This is a genomic window from Pseudomonas sp. P1_C12 (genome assembly GCF_056406435.1).
In genome coordinates this window covers 227,881-243,467 of sequence record NZ_JBFUAE010000003.1, presented here as the reverse complement: position 1 = coordinate 243,467, position 15,587 = coordinate 227,881, and the positions used below count along the sequence as shown (strand labels likewise).

General features: G+C 58.2%; 17 protein-coding genes. 11 read left to right on the top strand and 6 right to left on the bottom strand.

All coding sequences use genetic code 11. The features are described 5' to 3' along the window. The first annotated feature begins 12 nt into the window (after positions 1–12). Positions 13–756 carry a phosphatase PAP2 family protein gene (locus AC1D19_RS06515; RefSeq protein WP_477762718.1) on the top strand — a complete coding sequence of 248 codons (744 nt, stop codon included), beginning with the start codon at positions 13–15 and terminating at the stop codon, positions 754–756. A gap of 94 nt (positions 757–850) precedes the next feature. Here the strand turns inward: AC1D19_RS06515 and groL are convergent, their stop codons facing one another. From groL to AC1D19_RS06495, 4 genes are all read right to left on the bottom strand, one after another. Beyond that, a complete protein-coding gene (groL, locus tag AC1D19_RS06510; protein WP_150728305.1) occupies positions 851–2,497 on the bottom strand; it encodes a chaperonin GroEL in 1,647 nt (548 codons plus the stop codon). A 49-nt stretch (positions 2,498–2,546) separates the two neighbouring features. After that, positions 2,547–2,840: a co-chaperone GroES gene (locus tag AC1D19_RS06505; protein WP_047532658.1), complete on the bottom strand. Its 294-nt coding sequence runs from the start codon at positions 2,838–2,840 to the stop codon at positions 2,547–2,549. A 248-nt stretch (positions 2,841–3,088) separates the two neighbouring features. Continuing rightward, a complete protein-coding gene (locus AC1D19_RS06500; protein ID WP_223459973.1) occupies positions 3,089–3,565 on the bottom strand; it encodes an FxsA family protein in 477 nt (158 codons plus the stop codon). A 66-nt stretch (positions 3,566–3,631) separates the two neighbouring features. Further along, positions 3,632–4,363, bottom strand: coding sequence for a HugZ family pyridoxamine 5'-phosphate oxidase (locus tag AC1D19_RS06495; RefSeq protein ID WP_477762717.1), 732 nt, complete (start codon positions 4,361–4,363; stop codon positions 3,632–3,634). Between the two features lie 163 nt (positions 4,364–4,526). On the opposite strand from AC1D19_RS06495, the gene AC1D19_RS06490 reads away from it, so the two are divergent. Then, positions 4,527–5,285 carry an SDR family oxidoreductase gene (locus AC1D19_RS06490; protein WP_477752690.1) on the top strand — a complete coding sequence of 253 codons (759 nt, stop codon included), beginning with the start codon at positions 4,527–4,529 and terminating at the stop codon, positions 5,283–5,285. Between the two features lie 102 nt (positions 5,286–5,387). Here AC1D19_RS06490 and apbC read toward each other — a convergent pair whose 3' ends face one another. Then, the gene (gene apbC, locus AC1D19_RS06485; protein WP_477752691.1) at positions 5,388–6,482 is read right to left on the bottom strand and encodes an iron-sulfur cluster carrier protein ApbC; all 1,095 of its coding nucleotides are present in this window, start codon (positions 6,480–6,482) and stop codon (positions 5,388–5,390) included. Between the two features lie 220 nt (positions 6,483–6,702). Between apbC and metG the strand changes: the two genes are divergently transcribed. The 8 genes from metG (at position 6,703) to AC1D19_RS06445 (ending at position 13,661) form a co-directional block, all read left to right on the top strand. Beyond that, the gene (gene metG, locus AC1D19_RS06480; protein WP_477762716.1) at positions 6,703–8,766 is read left to right on the top strand and encodes a methionine--tRNA ligase; all 2,064 of its coding nucleotides are present in this window, start codon (positions 6,703–6,705) and stop codon (positions 8,764–8,766) included. Between the two features lie 207 nt (positions 8,767–8,973). Continuing rightward, positions 8,974–9,543 (top strand): electron transport complex protein RnfA, encoded by a 570-nt coding sequence (locus tag AC1D19_RS06475; protein ID WP_477762715.1) that lies wholly within the window; start codon positions 8,974–8,976, stop codon positions 9,541–9,543. Then, a complete protein-coding gene (rsxB, locus tag AC1D19_RS06470; protein WP_477762714.1) occupies positions 9,540–10,553 on the top strand; it encodes an electron transport complex subunit RsxB in 1,014 nt (337 codons plus the stop codon). The genes AC1D19_RS06475 and rsxB overlap by 4 nt, the downstream gene beginning before the upstream one ends. Further along, on the top strand, positions 10,540–11,526 hold the full coding sequence (locus tag AC1D19_RS06465) for an RnfABCDGE type electron transport complex subunit D (protein WP_477762713.1): 987 nt from the start codon (positions 10,540–10,542) through the stop codon (positions 11,524–11,526). The genes rsxB and AC1D19_RS06465 overlap by 14 nt, the downstream gene beginning before the upstream one ends. Next, entirely contained in the window at positions 11,523–12,134 is a 612-nt protein-coding gene (locus AC1D19_RS06460; protein WP_477762712.1) for an RnfABCDGE type electron transport complex subunit G, read from the top strand. The genes AC1D19_RS06465 and AC1D19_RS06460 overlap by 4 nt, the downstream gene beginning before the upstream one ends. Then, positions 12,127–12,711, top strand: a complete 585-nt coding sequence (locus tag AC1D19_RS06455) for an Rnf-Nqr domain containing protein (RefSeq protein ID WP_477762711.1) — start codon at positions 12,127–12,129, stop codon at positions 12,709–12,711. The genes AC1D19_RS06460 and AC1D19_RS06455 overlap by 8 nt, the downstream gene beginning before the upstream one ends. A 25-nt stretch (positions 12,712–12,736) precedes the next feature. Next, positions 12,737–13,375, top strand: coding sequence for an endonuclease III (gene nth / locus AC1D19_RS06450; protein ID WP_477752697.1), 639 nt, complete (start codon positions 12,737–12,739; stop codon positions 13,373–13,375). 106 nt (positions 13,376–13,481) lie between these two features. Next, positions 13,482–13,661, top strand: a complete 180-nt coding sequence (locus AC1D19_RS06445) for a PA3496 family putative envelope integrity protein (RefSeq protein WP_477752698.1) — start codon at positions 13,482–13,484, stop codon at positions 13,659–13,661. Between the two features lie 80 nt (positions 13,662–13,741). On the opposite strand, the gene AC1D19_RS06440 is transcribed toward AC1D19_RS06445, so the two are convergent. Beyond that, entirely contained in the window at positions 13,742–14,368 is a 627-nt protein-coding gene (locus AC1D19_RS06440) for a response regulator transcription factor (protein WP_008053528.1), read from the bottom strand. Positions 14,369–14,852: 484 nt separating this feature from the next. On the opposite strand from AC1D19_RS06440, the gene AC1D19_RS06435 reads away from it, so the two are divergent. Continuing rightward, the gene (locus AC1D19_RS06435) at positions 14,853–15,563 is read left to right on the top strand and encodes a hypothetical protein (RefSeq protein ID WP_477752699.1); all 711 of its coding nucleotides are present in this window, start codon (positions 14,853–14,855) and stop codon (positions 15,561–15,563) included. Positions 15,564–15,587: the final 24 nt, after the last annotated feature.

Below are 15,587 nucleotides of genomic sequence, written 5' to 3'. Positions count from 1 at the left end.
TCAGGATCCACCATGTCATCAACCGCTGTCCGCCCTGCCCCTCGCCCACTCAACTTCTGGGTGTGCCTGGGGGTTCCCGCCGTTGCGGCGATCATTCTGGTGTTGCTCGAACTGACCTCACTGGACATGGACCTTGCCAAGCTGTTCTACGACCCGGTCGCGGGGGACTTCATCGGACGGCACAGTTACTTCCTGGAAAACATCCTGCATACCCGCGCCAAGCAGGTCGTCATTGCATTTTCGGTGTTCGCCATCCTCGGCTACATCGCTTCGTTCTTCATGGCCAAACTCAAGCCGTACAAGCGCGAACTGGGTTGTCTGGTGCTGTCCCTGGGCCTGGCGACTTCCTTTGTCACGCCCATGAAAGCGGTGACCGCGGTGCAATGCCCCTGGAGCCTTGAGCAATTCGGCGGTCACGAGACGTACAGCGAATTGCTGAGCCCTCGCCCGCACACCGAAAAACCGGGACGTTGCTGGCCCGGCGGCCATGCGGCCACCGGTTTCACCCTGTTTGCCCTGTTTTTCGTATTGCGTGACCGTCGCCCGCGCATGGCTCGCGCAGCGTTTGTCTTCGCCTTCGCCCTCGGCTCGGTGTTTTCCATCGGGCGGATGATGCAGGGCGCGCACTTCTTCTCGCACAACGTGTGGACGGCAGTGTTCTGCTGGCTGATTTGTCTGGGGTCGTATTACTGGATTCTGTATCGACCTGCATCCAGCGTTGAACGAGCAGGCAAGGCCGAACCGGTCAGGGCTTGATAGAAGATCTTTTGACTTTGATGTTTGTAAAAGACAATAAAAAACCCCGCCTGCTTTCGCAGGCGGGGTTTTTTCGTACAGGGGTAAGGCTGGCTTACATCATGCCGCCCATGCCACCCATGCCGCCCATGTCTGGCATACCGCCACCAGCACCGCCGTCTTTCTTCGGTGCATCAGCTACCGCGGCTTCGGTGGTCAGGATCAGACCGCCGATCGACGATGCAGCTTGCAACGCGGAACGGGTGACCTTGGTCGGATCCAGGATACCCATTTCGATCATGTCGCCGTATTCGCCAGTCGCAGCGTTGTAACCGAAGTTACCTTTGCCGTTCTTGACTTCGTTGACCACAACGCTTGGCTCGTCACCGCTGTTGGCAGCGATCTGACGCAGCGGTGCTTCGATGGCACGACGCAGTACGGCGATACCCACGTCCTGGTCGGCGTTGTCGCCTTTCAGGTCGAGGATTGCTTCCAGAGCGCGGATCAGCGCAACGCCACCGCCAGGTACCACGCCTTCTTCAACGGCTGCACGGGTTGCGTGCAGGGCGTCTTCAACGCGGGCTTTTTTCTCTTTCATTTCTACTTCGGAACCAGCGCCAACCTTGATCACTGCAACGCCGCCGGACAGCTTGGCCAGACGCTCTTGCAGTTTTTCACGGTCGTAGTCCGAGGAAGTTTCGGCAACCTGAGCACGGATCTGAGCAATGCGGGACTCGATGTCGCCTGCTACGCCAGCACCGTCAACGATGATGGTGTTTTCCTTGGAGATGGTCACGCGCTTGGCGCTGCCCAGGTTTTCCAGGGTGGCTGCTTCCAGGCTCAGGCCGATCTCTTCGGAGATAACGGTACCGCCGGTCAGAACGGCGATGTCCTGCAGCATGGCCTTGCGGCGGTCGCCGAAGCCTGGAGCCTTGACGGCTGCGACTTTAACGATGCCACGCATGTTGTTCACGACCAGAGTCGCCAGGGCTTCGCCTTCAACGTCTTCGGAAACGATCAGCAGCGGACGGCCGGCTTTGGCAACGGCTTCCAGCACTGGCAGCATTTCGCGGATGTTCGAGATCTTTTTGTCGACCAGCAGAACCAGCGGGTTGTCCAGCTCGGCAACCATGGTTTCCGGCTTGTTGACGAAGTACGGGGACAGGTAGCCACGGTCGAACTGCATGCCTTCTACAACCGACAGTTCGTTTTCCAGGCCAGTGCCTTCTTCAACGGTGATCACGCCTTCTTTACCGACTTTTTCCATGGCTTCGGCAATGATGTCGCCGATGGAGTTGTCGGAGTTGGCCGAGATGGTGCCAACCTGAGCGATGGCCTTGGTGTCAGCGCATGGCTTGGACAGGTTTTTCAGCTCTTTGACGATGGCGATGGTCGCCTTGTCGATGCCGCGCTTCAGATCCATCGGGTTCATGCCGGCAGCGACGGCTTTCAGGCCTTCGTTGACGATCGACTGAGCCAGAACGGTAGCGGTGGTAGTACCGTCACCAGCGTCATCGTTGGCACGGGAGGCAACGTCTTTGACCAGCTGCGCGCCCATGTTTTCGAAACGGTCTTCCAGTTCGATTTCTTTGGCGACGGAAACGCCGTCCTTGGTGATGGTCGGAGCGCCGAAGCTCTTCTCGATGATCACGTTACGGCCTTTCGGGCCCAGGGTCGCTTTTACTGCGTCAGCCAGGACGTTGACGCCTTTGAGCATTTTCTTGCGGGCGGAATCGCCAAACAGAACTTCTTTAGCAGCCATGATCGATATTCCTTAAATACTTTGTAGTAGCGGAAAATGAACGGGGGTATCAGCCTTCGATAACAGCGAGGATTTCGTTCTCGCTCATTACCAGCAGGTCTTCGCCGTCGACTTTCACAGTGTTGCTGCCGGAGTAAGGACCGAACACAACCTTATCGCCCACTTTCACGGCCAGTGCGCGCACTTCACCGTTGTCCAGTACGCGGCCGGTGCCTACAGCGAGGATTTCGCCGCTGTTGGCTTTTTCAGCAGCCGAACCTGGCAGGACGATACCGCCAGCGGTTTTCTTTTCTTCTTCGCTGCGACGGATGACGACGCGGTCATGCAGAGGACGAAGCTTCATTGTCGATCTCTCCTAATTGTGGTTTTCATCGGCCGGTGTAGTCCCGGCGGGTTTAACAAAGTCCGGCGATGCCGGGTGCGGTTCGTCAAGCGAACCGCGGAAGTCTGTCTGGCGTGTTCGCCAGAAACCTTGCGGTGACCGTTACATAAGGGCGCATAAGCTTATTACAAGGGCGAGGATCGAAAAAATTTCAGTTCGCTGCCCCGCAAACGAACACGGCACCCGAAGGTGCCGTGTCGATGTGCTTATTACTTGGTATCGCGGTGTTCGAACTCGCCTTCGATCACGTTGGGCTCGCGGCCCAGCGGCTCGCGAGGTGCCGGGCCGCCACGGGCCTGGAGGTCATCGGCGAACGCTCGCTGACGCATGGCCTGCTCTTCGGCGCGCTGGCGCATTTTACCCGCCAGCAGGCGACGACTGAACGGCAGCAGCATGAACAGGCCGATCACATCGCTGATGAAACCGGGAAGAATCAACAGGCCGCCGGCCAATGCCAGCATCAGGCCTTCGAGCATGGTCTGGGCCGGCAGCTCGCCGCGGTTCAGGCTCTCACGGGCACGCAGGGCCGTGGCCAGGCCGGCGACGCGCAGCACGAACACACCGAACATCGAGCCGAGAATGATCAGCAGCAGGGCCGGGAAAAACCCGATCGACCCTGCCACCTTGACGAATACGAACAGCTCTAACACCGGGAACAGCAGAAAGAGCAACAAAAAAGGGCGCATCAAATGATTCCTCAACGCAAGAATGCCTTGCCAGTTCACCTTAGATGACGTCGCCGTTTCGTGAATTCAAGCATCGGCCACTTCATTTTTCGGCCAATGCTCGGCGTGGGCCAGAGAAACCAAGGCTTCGCGGACTTGTGTCGGCGTATTACAAGGCGCTTGAAACGGCAACCAGTACAGGCTCTGGCCAATGCGCAGATGCATGCCTTCGCTGTCGATTCCGGCCATTTGCGCCGGTACGTTTTTCGGCAGTCCGGCCAGCTCGACGTAATGGGCAATGGCCTTGGCGTGGTCGGCGTTCATGTGCTCGACCATGCTCACTTCGGCCTTGCCAGCGAACGGGTTGGCCAGGGTCAGGTCGTTGACCCAATGAATGGCGCCAAAACCGCCGATGTAACGGTGGCGTACAGGCTTGAGCACCCAGAAATCGAAATCGTGGGCCTGGTGATAACCCTGCGACTCCGGGAAGTAGCGGTAGTAACGCTCGGAGGCGGCTTCGATGGCGGCTTCGTCTTCGAGCTGCTGCGCCTCGGCCAGGTAAGTCAGTCGACCAACGGCCTGGACATCTTCGGCGCCACGTTCGCCGACAAAGAGCGAGCACTTCGGATCTTTCTGCAGATTATGAGTGTGCTGGGCGATGCGGCTGATCAGGATCAGCGGCCGGCCCAGCTCGTCCAGGCAGTACGGAACCACGGAGCCGAACGGAAAACCGGGCATCGATTTGGAGTGCGTCGAGAGCACCCCACGGTATTCCTTGAGGAGCAATTCTCGTGCATGCTTAGCCGCTTCAACGCTCAATTTATGACTCCTTAAATAGAGTCCGTCAGAAAAACGGACGAGCTGCTGGTGAAAGTCCCAGCACGCCATCGGGGCAGTTCTCATGTGCAGCCGGGCCACGTCAGGCGCAGATCGAGAGGCTCTCTACAAGGAAACACTCAGACCTGCTACCGGGGGCATGCGAATGCAACTCACTGACAAAGTAATCATTATCACGGGCGGTTGCCAGGGTTTAGGCCGCTCCATGGCCGAGTATTTCGCAGGCCTTGGCGCGAGACTCGCGCTGGTGGACCTGAACCAGGAAAAACTCGACGACGCCGTCGCGGCCTGCAAGGCCCAAGGTGTCGAGGCCCGCGCCTACCTGTGCAACGTGGCCAACGAAGAACAAGTGACCCACATGGTTGCCCAGGTCGCTGAAGACTTCGGCGCGATCCATGGTTTGATCAACAACGCAGGGATCCTGCGCGACGGTCTGTTGCTCAAGGTCAAGGATGGCGAAATGACCAAGATGAGCCTGGCCCAGTGGCAGGCGGTCATCGACGTCAACCTGACCGGCGTGTTCCTGTGCACCCGTGAAGTCGCGGCGAAGATGGTCGAGCTGAACAACAGCGGCGCGATCATCAATATCTCGTCGATTTCCCGCGCCGGCAACGTCGGCCAGACCAACTATTCGGCGGCCAAGGCCGGTGTTGCGGCGGCGACCGTGACCTGGGCCAGGGAACTGGCGCGCTACGGCATTCGCGTCGCCGGCATTGCACCGGGCTTCATCGAAACCGAAATGACTCTGGGGATGAAACCTGAAGCGCTGGAGAAAATGACCACCGGTATTCCGCTCAAGCGTATGGGCAAACCTGAGGAAATCGCCCATTCGGCGGCTTACATCTTCGAGAACGACTATTACACCGGTCGGATTCTGGAGATGGATGGCGGGTTGCGGATCTAAAGCAAGATCAAAAGATCGCAGCCTGCGGCAGCTCCTACATGGAATTGATGTTCACCCTGTAGGAGCTGCCGCAGGCTGCGATCTTTTAACAGGCGACCGGGATCAATCGTCGCTAACGCTGATGTTCGGCATCGCCGGCGTCAACGCTTCCTGCAATACGATCCGCGCACCGACATGGCGGGCCAGTTCCTGGTAGACCATGGCGATCTGGCTGTCAGGCTCGGCGATCACCGTTGGCTTGCCGCCATCGGCCTGCTCGCGGATGACCATCGACAGCGGCAACGAGGCCAGCAGTTCGACGCCATACTGGTTGGCCAGTTTCACGCCACCGCCCTCACCGAACAGATGCTCGGCATGTCCGCAATTGGAGCAGATGTGCACGGCCATGTTTTCCACCACGCCCAGCACCGGAATGTTGACCTTGCGGAACATTTCCACGCCCTTGCGCGCGTCCAGCAATGCCAGGTCCTGCGGAGTGGTAACGATGACCGCACCGGCCACAGGCACTTTCTGCGCCAGGGTCAGCTGGATGTCACCGGTGCCTGGCGGCATGTCGATGACCAGGTAGTCCAGGTCGCCCCACGCAGTCTGCGTCACCAATTGCAGCAAGGCGCCGGAGACCATCGGACCACGCCAGACCATCGGTGTGTTGTCATCGGTGAGGAAGGCCATGGACATGACCTCGACACCATGGGACTTGAGCGGCACGAACCACTTCTGGTCCTTGACCTCTGGACGGGTGCGCTCAGGGATGCCGAACATGATGCCTTGGCTCGGACCGTAGATGTCCGCGTCGAGAATCCCGACCTTGGCGCCTTCGCGGGCCAGTGCCAACGCAAGGTTGGCCGCGGTGGTGGATTTACCCACGCCGCCCTTGCCGGACGCGACAGCCACCACGTTCTTGACGTTGGCCAGGCCCGGAATCTGTGCCTGAGCCTTGTGTGCGGCAATCACGCTGGTGATGTCGACCTTGGCACTGGCTACGCCATCCAGCCCCTGAATAGCCATTTCCAGCATTTGTGCCCAACCACTCTTGAACAGGCCGGCGGCGTATCCCAATTCAAGCTGAACGCTAACGCGGTCACCCTGGATCTCGATGTTGCGCACGCACCCGGCGCTGACCGGGTCCTGGTTCAGGTATGGGTCGGTGTATTGGCGAAGGACGGCTTCCACCGCTGCGCGATTGACGGCGCTCATGGGCAACTCCGAAAACAGGACTGGAAAAGATAACGGGTATCGTACCTGTTCTGATCGTTGGGCGGGATGTAGAAAAGATCGTCCGAAGGCTCGGGCCGCGTTCGGACGAACTTTTGAACCATCACCCGTTACTCATCCAATGAAACAGGCTCACAGGGTGAAAAATATGCGCCAGCGCTTTATAGTGGCCGACCTCCGTTTCATCAAGTAGCCGAGCCCCATGTCCGAGCCACGCAAGATCCTCGTCACCAGCGCCCTGCCCTATGCCAATGGTTCGATTCACCTCGGCCATATGCTGGAATACATCCAGACCGATATGTGGGTGCGCTTCCAGAAGCACCGCGGCAATCAATGCATCTATGTCTGCGCCGACGACGCCCACGGTTCGGCGATCATGCTGCGCGCGGAAAAGGAAGGCATCACCCCGGAACAACTGATCGCCAACGTCCAGGCTGAACACAGCGCCGACTTTGCCGACTTTCTGGTGGATTTCGATAACTTCCACTCCACTCACGCCGAAGAAAACCGTGAGCTGTCGAGTCAGATCTACCTGAAGCTGCGTGACGCCGGGCACATCGCCACGCGCTCGATCACCCAGTACTTCGACCCGGAAAAGAAAATGTTCCTGGCCGACCGCTTCATCAAGGGCACCTGCCCGAAATGCGGCACCGAAGACCAGTACGGCGACAACTGCGAAAAATGCGGCGCGACTTACGCGCCAACCGACCTGAAGGATCCGAAGTCGGCAATCTCCGGCGCCACCCCGGTGCTCAAGGATTCCCAGCACTTCTTCTTCAAGCTGCCAGACTTCCAGCAAATGCTGCAAACCTGGACCCGCAGCGGCACCCTGCAGGACGCCGTGGCCAACAAGATCGCCGAATGGCTGGACGCCGGCCTGCAACAGTGGGACATCTCCCGCGATGCGCCGTACTTTGGTTTTGAAATCCCCGACGAGCCGGGCAAATACTTCTACGTGTGGCTGGATGCGCCGATCGGCTACATGGCCAGCTTCAAGAACCTGTGCAACCGTACGCCGGAGCTGGACTTCGATGCGTTCTGGGGCAAGGACTCCACCGCCGAGCTGTACCATTTCATCGGCAAGGACATCGTCAACTTCCACGCCCTGTTCTGGCCAGCCATGCTCGAAGGCGCAGGCTACCGCAAGCCGACCGGGATCAACGTGCACGGCTACCTGACCGTCAACGGCCAGAAAATGTCCAAGTCCCGTGGCACCTTCATCAAGGCCCGCACTTACCTTGATCACCTGTCGCCGGAATACCTGCGCTACTACTACGCGGCCAAGCTGGGCCGTGGCGTAGACGACCTCGACCTGAACCTCGAGGACTTCGTGCAGAAGGTCAACTCCGACCTGGTGGGCAAGGTCGTCAACATCGCCAGCCGTTGCGCCGGTTTCATCAACAAGGGCAATGCCGGCGTGATGGTCGACACCAACGCCGCGCCTGAACTGACCGAAGCCTTCCTGGCCGCCGCGCCAGGCATTGCCGACGCCTATGAAGCCCGCGACTTCGCCCGCGCCATGCGCGAGATCATGGGCCTGGCCGACCGCGCCAATGCCTGGATCGCCGACAAGGCACCGTGGTCGCTGAACAAACAGGAAGGCAAGCAGGATGAAGTCCAGGCCATCTGTGCCACCGGCGTCAACCTGTTCCGCCAACTGGTGATCTTCCTCAAGCCTGTACTGCCGCTGCTGGCCGCCGACGCCGAGGCGTTCCTCAACGTCGCGCCGCTGACCTGGAACGACCACGCGACCTTGCTCAGCAATCACCAGCTGAACGAGTTCAAGCCGTTGATGACTCGTATCGACCCGGTCAAGGTGCAAGCCATGACCGACGCCTCGAAAGAAGACCTGACCGCCAGCCAGACCGACACCGGCGAAAACGAAAGCGAAATCCCGCCTGTCGGCAATGGCGAACTGGCCAAGGATCCGCTGTCGCCGGAAATCGAGTTCGACACCTTTGCCGCCGTCGACCTGCGAGTCGCTCTAATCGTCAAGGCTGAACACGTGGAAGGCGCCGACAAGCTGTTGCGCCTGACCCTGGACATCGGTGACGAGCAACGCAACGTGTTCTCCGGGATCAAGAGCGCTTACCCGGACCCGTCCAAGCTCAATGGTCGCCTGACCATGATGATCGCCAACCTCAAACCACGGAAAATGAAGTTCGGCATCTCCGAAGGCATGGTGATGGCCGCCGGCCCTGGTGGCGAAGAAATCTACCTGCTCAGCCCTGACAGCGGCGCCAAGCCTGGTCAGCGCATCAAGTAAGGTCTGCGCAAAACCGATCCCACAGTCGTGCCTGGCGCGACTGTGGGATTTTCATGTCTGGCCCATACTGTCTTTCAGGTCTGGCTTCATCTTGTAGGAGCTGCCGCAGGCTGCGATCCTTTGATCTTGGCTTTTTAAGAGCAAAGTCAAAAGATCGCAGCCTGCGGCAGCTCCTACAGAGTTATCCAGCATCGGATATGGACGATCATGACCGAAACACTGCTTACGCTTATCAGTGCAGCCTTGATCAACAACGTCGTGTTGCACTGGCCGCTGGGCGTCGATCCGCTGTTGGGCAGCCAACGCCGTCAGGTCCATGCCTTGGGCATTGCGACGACGTGCCTGATGCTGGTCGTGGGCATGCTCGGCTACGCGCTCTATCAATGGCTGCTGGTGCCGCTGCATTTGACGACGCTGCGTCTGTTTGTGTTTCTGCCATTGAGCGTGCTGCTGATCAGCCCATTGCTGAAGTTGCTGACACGGTTGTTTTCGACACTGCCGTTCGAAGGCCTCTGGCCGTTGCTGCTGGGCAATGCCGGCGTGCTCGGCGTGGCCTTGCTCAATGCTCAGGAAGACAAGGGCTTCTTTCACGCCACAGCCTTGAGCCTTGGTGCAGGGCTGGGCTTCTGGCTGGTGTTGAGCCTGTTCACTGATTTGCGTGAACGCACGGCCGACAACGATGTTCCCCTGCCCTTTCGCGGCTTGCCGATCGACCTGATTGGTGCCGGCCTGATCGCAGTGGCCTTTCTCGGATTCAGCGGACTGATCAAAACATGAGTCTGATTCAACTCATCGACGCACTCTTGCCGCAAACCCAATGCGGCAAGTGCGGCCACCCCGGGTGCAAGCCTTACGCCGAAGGCATCGCCAATGGCGAGCCGATAAACAAGTGTCCGCCAGGCGGCAACGAAACCATTAATGCCCTGGCCGAACTGCTGAAGGTGCCGGTGCTGGAGCTGGACATCACTCGCGGCTCGGCACCTGCGCAGATCGCCTATATCCGCGAGGCCGAGTGCATTGGTTGCACCAAGTGCATTCAGGCCTGCCCGGTCGATGCCATCGTCGGCGCGGCCAAACTGATGCACACGGTGATCATCGATGAGTGCACCGGTTGCGACCTCTGCGTGGCACCGTGCCCGGTGGACTGCATCGAAATGCGCCCGTTGCTGCCGAACACGGTACTGCCCGTTGTCGGGGGGCTGGCCCTCACACCGCAGGCGCGGCAGGCCCGCACCCTCAAGCGCGATCACGCACGGCGCCGCTTCGAACAACGCAATGCCCGCTTGCAGCGTGAGGAGCAACAGAAAATCGCCGAGCGCCAGGCAAGGCAGCGAGCCGCGCAACCTGCCGAGACGACAGCCGACCCGGTGCAGGCGGCCCTCGAGCGCGTCCGCGCACAGAAAACCGCCAATGCCGATGCCGCGCTGAAAAAGGCCAAGATTGATGTAGCGATGAGTCGGGCGCAGTTGCACAAATCGCTGAAGGCCTTTGGGCATCCGCCGACCTTCGAGCAGCAATCGCAGTTGATCGTCCTGCAACAACAGTTCGAAGCCGCCGAACAAAGCCTGGCGCAACTGGAAAGCGTCGCCCCATCGGCCCCTGCGCCGACTGCCGCAGTTGTGTCGCCAAATGATGCCGATCTGAAACGGGCCAAGATCCAGTTGGCCATGCGCCGCGCCGAACTCAAGAAGGCTCAGGCCAGTGAAGCACCGGCGGAGCAAATCGAAGCCCTGGAGCGCGCACTCGGCGAAGCCGAGCGCCAGGTGGACGCCCATGCCAGCCCTTGACGCGGTTGACGATCGCCTGCAACAGGCGATGAAACTGGTGCTGCTGGCCACGCTGCCGGGAATGCTGGTGGCATTCTGGTTGTACGGCTGGGGCGTGTTGATCAACCTGGTTCTGGCGGCCTCTGCTGCGCTGGCCGTCGAGGCCGCCGTCGTGCAATGGCGCAAGCGGCCGCTGCGACCAACCCTGAGTGACGGTAGCGCGTTGGTCAGTGCCACCTTGCTGGCTCTGGCGCTACCGCCTTACTGCCCGTGGTGGCTGACCCTCAGTGCTGCCGCTTTTGCCATGGTGTTTGGCAAGCACTTGTATGGCGGCGTCGGCTCGAATCCCTTCAACCCGGCGATGCTCGGTTTTGCTCTGGTGCTGGTGACCTTCCCCCAACCAATGACCCATTGGCCCTCGTCCCATGGCATGGATCTGCTGAGTGGCTTGCAGCAAGTGTTCGGTGTCGGCCAAACGCCGGATGCATGGGTGCAGGCCACGGCACTGGACAGTCTGCGGATCAACAAAAGCCTGACCATGGATGAACTGTTTGCCGGCAACCCGGCATTCGGCCACTTCGGCGGCCGGGGAGTGGAATGGATGAGCCTGGCGTTTCTGGCAGGTGGATTGTTTCTCCTGCAACGGCGGGTGATCAGTTGGCATGCCCCGGTCGGCATGCTGGCCAGCCTGTTCATCATCAGCCTGCTGTGCTGGAACGGGTCGGGCTCCGACTCCCATGGTTCACCGCTGTTTCATCTACTGAGCGGCGCGACCATGCTGGGGGCGTTCTTCATCATCACCGAACCGGTGTCCGGCGCCAGAAGCCTTGGCGCGCGACTGCTGTTCGGCGCTGGCGTCGGACTGCTGACTTATCTGATTCGTACCTGGGGCGGCTATCCGGACGGCATCGCCTTTGCCGTGCTGTTGATGAACCTGTGCGTGCCGGCACTGGAGCGGTTCGTGGCGGCCAGACAACAGCCGGAGGCACCATGAGCCGGACGTCAAGCATCGCGCTTCTGGTGCTTTTGACCGCACTGGGCCTTGGTGTGACGTACTTCGTGCAGCTCGGCAGCGCGCCGCGCATTGCAGCCGAACAGCGCCTGATCGACAGCCGTAATCTGCTGGACCTGATCGCGCCGGACAGCTACGACAATCAACCACTCGAACACCCCATAAATCTCGAAGCAACCGCCTTGGCCAACAGCGCCTTGCTCGGGGGTTATCTGGCGACCAAAACCGATCAACCCGTCGCGGTATTGCTGCGCAGTCAAACCCTTGGCTACGCTGGTGCCATCGACCTGTTGATCGCTGTCGACGCCAATGGCAGGTTGCTGGGCGTCAAAAACCTCAAACAGTCGGAAACCCCAGGACTGGGTGCGCGGATCGCCGACTGGCCCAATACCTGGCTTCAGGTTTTTTCCGGCAAGTCTCGAACAGAACCGGGCGACAGTGGCTGGGCGTTGAAAAAGGATCAGGGGCAGTTCGATCAGATCGCTGGTGCGACTATCACCTCAAGGGCGGTGATCAATGCCGTCCACGATGCGTTGCGCTACTTCGATGAACACCGGCAACAACTGCTCGGAAACCCTGCCCATGGATAACTCATCGACTCCGCGCAACGCCTTGATGCTGACGCCGCTGATCGGCGCTACCGAGTCGCTGATGGCCGCACTTGGCCTGTGCCTGATGTTCATGGTGGTGACCCAGTTGTTCAGTCTGGCCATGGGCGCCCTGCGATCCCGACTGGTCCCGGCGACCCGCTTGCTGGCCAGCATCCTGTTGGCGGCCACGCTCACCAGTTGCGCGGAACTCATGGCACAGGCCTGGTCGCTACAGTGGCAGCAGCATCTGGGGTTTTATGGCGCCTTGATCGCCTTGCAATGCGTCGTACTCGAGCACACCGGGCTCTTTCAGAACGGCTGGCGCCAACGCCTGCGACTCAATGGCCTGTTTGCCACTCTGATGATCGCGCAGGGCCTGCTGCGCGAACTCATCGGCAACGGGACACTTGGAAGCCACTTGTCGTGGCTGACCGGCACAACGCAAGCTGACTGGCAAGGCTGGGGGCTGATGGCGGATGGCGGTCTGCGCCTGGCCACATTGGTCCCTGGCGGGTTCATTCTGCTCGGACTGCTGATCGCCGCCTGGCAGGCTTGGCGACCCAAGTCCACACATTGATCGTCTTCGAGGAAACGTACTGCCCATGAATGCCGCAAAACGTCTGGAAATTTTCCGCAGGCTGCACGAGGACAACCCGGAACCAAAGACCGAACTGGCCTATTCCTCACCGTTCGAATTGCTGATTGCCGTGATTCTCTCGGCGCAGTCGACCGATGTCGGCGTCAACAAGGCCACAGCCAAGCTGTTCCCGATCGCCAATACCCCGGCAGCGATCCATGCCCTGGGTGTCGAAGGACTGTCGGAGTACATCAAGACCATCGGCCTGTACAACAGCAAAGCGAAAAACGTGATCGAGACCTGCCGCTTGCTAGTCGAGCGCCACACCGGTGAAGTGCCACAAACGCGCGAAGAGCTTGAGGCGCTGCCCGGTGTCGGCCGCAAAACTGCGAATGTGGTACTCAATACGGCATTCCGTCAGCTGACCATGGCCGTCGACACGCATATTTTCCGGGTCAGCAACCGGACCGGCATTGCTCCTGGCAAGAATGTGGTGGAAGTCGAGAAAAAACTGATGAAATTCGTGCCCCGGGAGTACCTGCTCGACTCCCATCACTGGCTGATCCTTCACGGCCGCTATGTTTGCCTGGCTCGCAAGCCACGATGCGGAAGCTGCCGGATCGAGGACTTGTGCGAATACAAGCACAAAACCTCCGACGATTGAGGCGCTCTTGGGTTTTTTGATTTATCGATTGAAAAAATCTTTTTTACCCGCCGGGAGATTGTCGATATAAGGAGCGCCAAAGGCCTTCTTAGCCTGGAGTAACTAAATGAGTACTGGCAAAGAGCAATTGGACGTAGAAGACGACTTCACCACCGCCGACACCGATGACGCTGAGCCGGTGGTTGAAGTAGCGAAAACTAATCTGAGCAAACGCCGCACCATCGACAATCTGCTGGAGGAGCGCCGACTGCAAAAGCAATTGGCCGATTACGATTTTGACTTATGACACCTGAAAGCCTCCCGAAACGGAGGCTTTTTTTTAAGTGCCATACTCTCGCAGACGCCCCTTGTCGCACAGTTACGTCATCACACCAGACCATTGCGTTGTGCCAACTCGATCAAATCGACCAGAGACCTCGCATTCAGTTTGAGCAACAGGCGGGTCTTGTAAGTACTGACTGTTTTATTGCTGAGAAACATTCCATCGGCAATCTCTTTATTGGTCTTTCCTCGGGCCAACTGTTGCAGGACCATCATTTCCCGCCCCGACAATCGATCAACCATATCGGCCTCACTGGCGTTCCCCAAACTGCAACGCACGGTATGCAAGGCTTGATTAGGAAAGTAACTGTAGCCTGACAACACGGCCTTTATCGCACTGAGCAACTCCGTCAGGTCTTGTTGTTTGCAGACATAACCGGCCGCACCGGATTGCATGCAACGCATTGAAAAATGCCCCGGCGCCTGGGAAGTCAGGATCAGAACTTTCATCGGCATTGAGGTCGAAGACAAACGCGCGATGACTTCCAACCCGTCCAGCTTCGGAATCCCGATATCCAGAATGACAATATCCGGCATAAGTTCACGGGCTAGTTGCAGTGCATCCACACCATTATCGGTTTCTGCAATAACTTCGTAGCCATGACGTTCCATTAGCATACGTACCGCAAGACGAATGACGGGGTGATCATCCACGATCAGCACTTTATTCATGGGCAAGTCCAATTTTCGCTGTTCGAATTTTTAGAGCCCGCACAATAGCCTAGTCGTTTCACCCATGGCATGTCGTCCCTTCCGGCCACCCACACCAAGAGACATCCCCTACAAACAACACGGATTTCTCCTACAATAATCCCTCGAACGGAATGAGTTGAAAACTGTGTCAGCGTCAGTGTGTCGCACTTTCCAGCAGCTGCCTCTATCGATTTACGACCAAAATTTTCCGAGAGCCGGCCTGAACAGTCGCGCCCTGACAAACATAAGCCTCTACTCCTTCGTTAAAACGTAACTGATATTTTCGCACTCAACATTCACACCGGAAATATCACACACCAAGCATCCAATTACTCTTACAGCAAATAATATTTTTTGAGCAATCATTAAAGCACCACCAGCACTCAAAAAAATCGAAGAAAACACAACAACAACTACCACATCAAACCATTTTCATAAACCATTCAAGAAAAGACAATAGAGCATGAATATAGAACATGATAAAAAACGAATTAACAACCCGATGACAATTATCGCGATATTTGCAGCGCTCTCTGAAACTTCGGCAGCCGTTTCCCTACCCTTCCTTGACCAAGAGGAAAGAGAACTCTATGTCTGGTTTCTGATCAGCTTTCCGTTTTATTTACTTTTGCTTTTTTTCGCGACACTCAACTTCAACTACAAATCACTTTATGCGCCTTCCGACTTTGAAAAGGGCAAACACTTCATGAAGGTCATGGATGATGCCGGGCGGCCGGAAAAAAAAGCGTCCGGGAAGTCCTCTGGGAGTTCCGCTCTGGAAACGTCAACGAATGACCGGCAGTCAGCTCGGACGCCCTGCGGCGCACAGGACCCGCCAATGGAGATTGGCCTGCAAACCACCGTATTTGTTCAGCATCAACTTCAGTTACCGGAGTTTATAAAAGACCTGTACATCGTGGATGCACGCTGGATGAGCAAGGAGGTCGAGTTTGGAGCGCTGCTGGAAAAAATCCAGAGGCCACGGGAAAAGGAGGCGTACGTGATTCTGTTTGTCACTTGTGCCGTTTCGGAGGCTTTACTGAAAGCCAGTGCGCTTAAACATTCAAAGCAGACCAGGAAGCGCTGTGTCGCCTTTTATGTTGCCTACAATCTGGACTCGCACAGGTTGTCGGTCATTGATCAAGCCGGACAACCAGCAGACAACAACACGTAGAACAGGACAAACCATTGGCAGGAG

What these genes read in the sequence shown, in the direction of transcription:
- AC1D19_RS06515 (WP_477762718.1), top strand. Translation starts at nt 13, where the DNA reads ATGTCATCAACCGCTGTCCGCCCTGCCCCTCGCCCACTCAACTTCTGG.
- groL (WP_150728305.1), bottom strand. Translation starts at nt 2,497, where the DNA reads ATGGCTGCTAAAGAAGTTCTGTTTGGCGATTCCGCCCGCAAGAAAATG.
- AC1D19_RS06505 (WP_047532658.1), bottom strand. Translation starts at nt 2,840, where the DNA reads ATGAAGCTTCGTCCTCTGCATGACCGCGTCGTCATCCGTCGCAGCGAA.
- AC1D19_RS06500 (WP_223459973.1), bottom strand. Translation starts at nt 3,565, where the DNA reads ATGCGCCCTTTTTTGTTGCTCTTTCTGCTGTTCCCGGTGTTAGAGCTG.
- AC1D19_RS06490 (WP_477752690.1), top strand. Translation starts at nt 4,527, where the DNA reads ATGCAACTCACTGACAAAGTAATCATTATCACGGGCGGTTGCCAGGGT.
- apbC (WP_477752691.1), bottom strand. Translation starts at nt 6,482, where the DNA reads ATGAGCGCCGTCAATCGCGCAGCGGTGGAAGCCGTCCTTCGCCAATAC.
- metG (WP_477762716.1), top strand. Translation starts at nt 6,703, where the DNA reads ATGTCCGAGCCACGCAAGATCCTCGTCACCAGCGCCCTGCCCTATGCC.
- AC1D19_RS06475 (WP_477762715.1), top strand. Translation starts at nt 8,974, where the DNA reads ATGACCGAAACACTGCTTACGCTTATCAGTGCAGCCTTGATCAACAAC.
- rsxB (WP_477762714.1), top strand. Translation starts at nt 9,540, where the DNA reads ATGAGTCTGATTCAACTCATCGACGCACTCTTGCCGCAAACCCAATGC.
- AC1D19_RS06465 (WP_477762713.1), top strand. Translation starts at nt 10,540, where the DNA reads ATGCCAGCCCTTGACGCGGTTGACGATCGCCTGCAACAGGCGATGAAA.
- AC1D19_RS06460 (WP_477762712.1), top strand. Translation starts at nt 11,523, where the DNA reads ATGAGCCGGACGTCAAGCATCGCGCTTCTGGTGCTTTTGACCGCACTG.
- AC1D19_RS06455 (WP_477762711.1), top strand. Translation starts at nt 12,127, where the DNA reads ATGGATAACTCATCGACTCCGCGCAACGCCTTGATGCTGACGCCGCTG.
- nth (WP_477752697.1), top strand. Translation starts at nt 12,737, where the DNA reads ATGAATGCCGCAAAACGTCTGGAAATTTTCCGCAGGCTGCACGAGGAC.
- AC1D19_RS06445 (WP_477752698.1), top strand. Translation starts at nt 13,482, where the DNA reads ATGAGTACTGGCAAAGAGCAATTGGACGTAGAAGACGACTTCACCACC.
- AC1D19_RS06440 (WP_008053528.1), bottom strand. Translation starts at nt 14,368, where the DNA reads ATGAATAAAGTGCTGATCGTGGATGATCACCCCGTCATTCGTCTTGCG.
- AC1D19_RS06435 (WP_477752699.1), top strand. Translation starts at nt 14,853, where the DNA reads ATGAATATAGAACATGATAAAAAACGAATTAACAACCCGATGACAATT.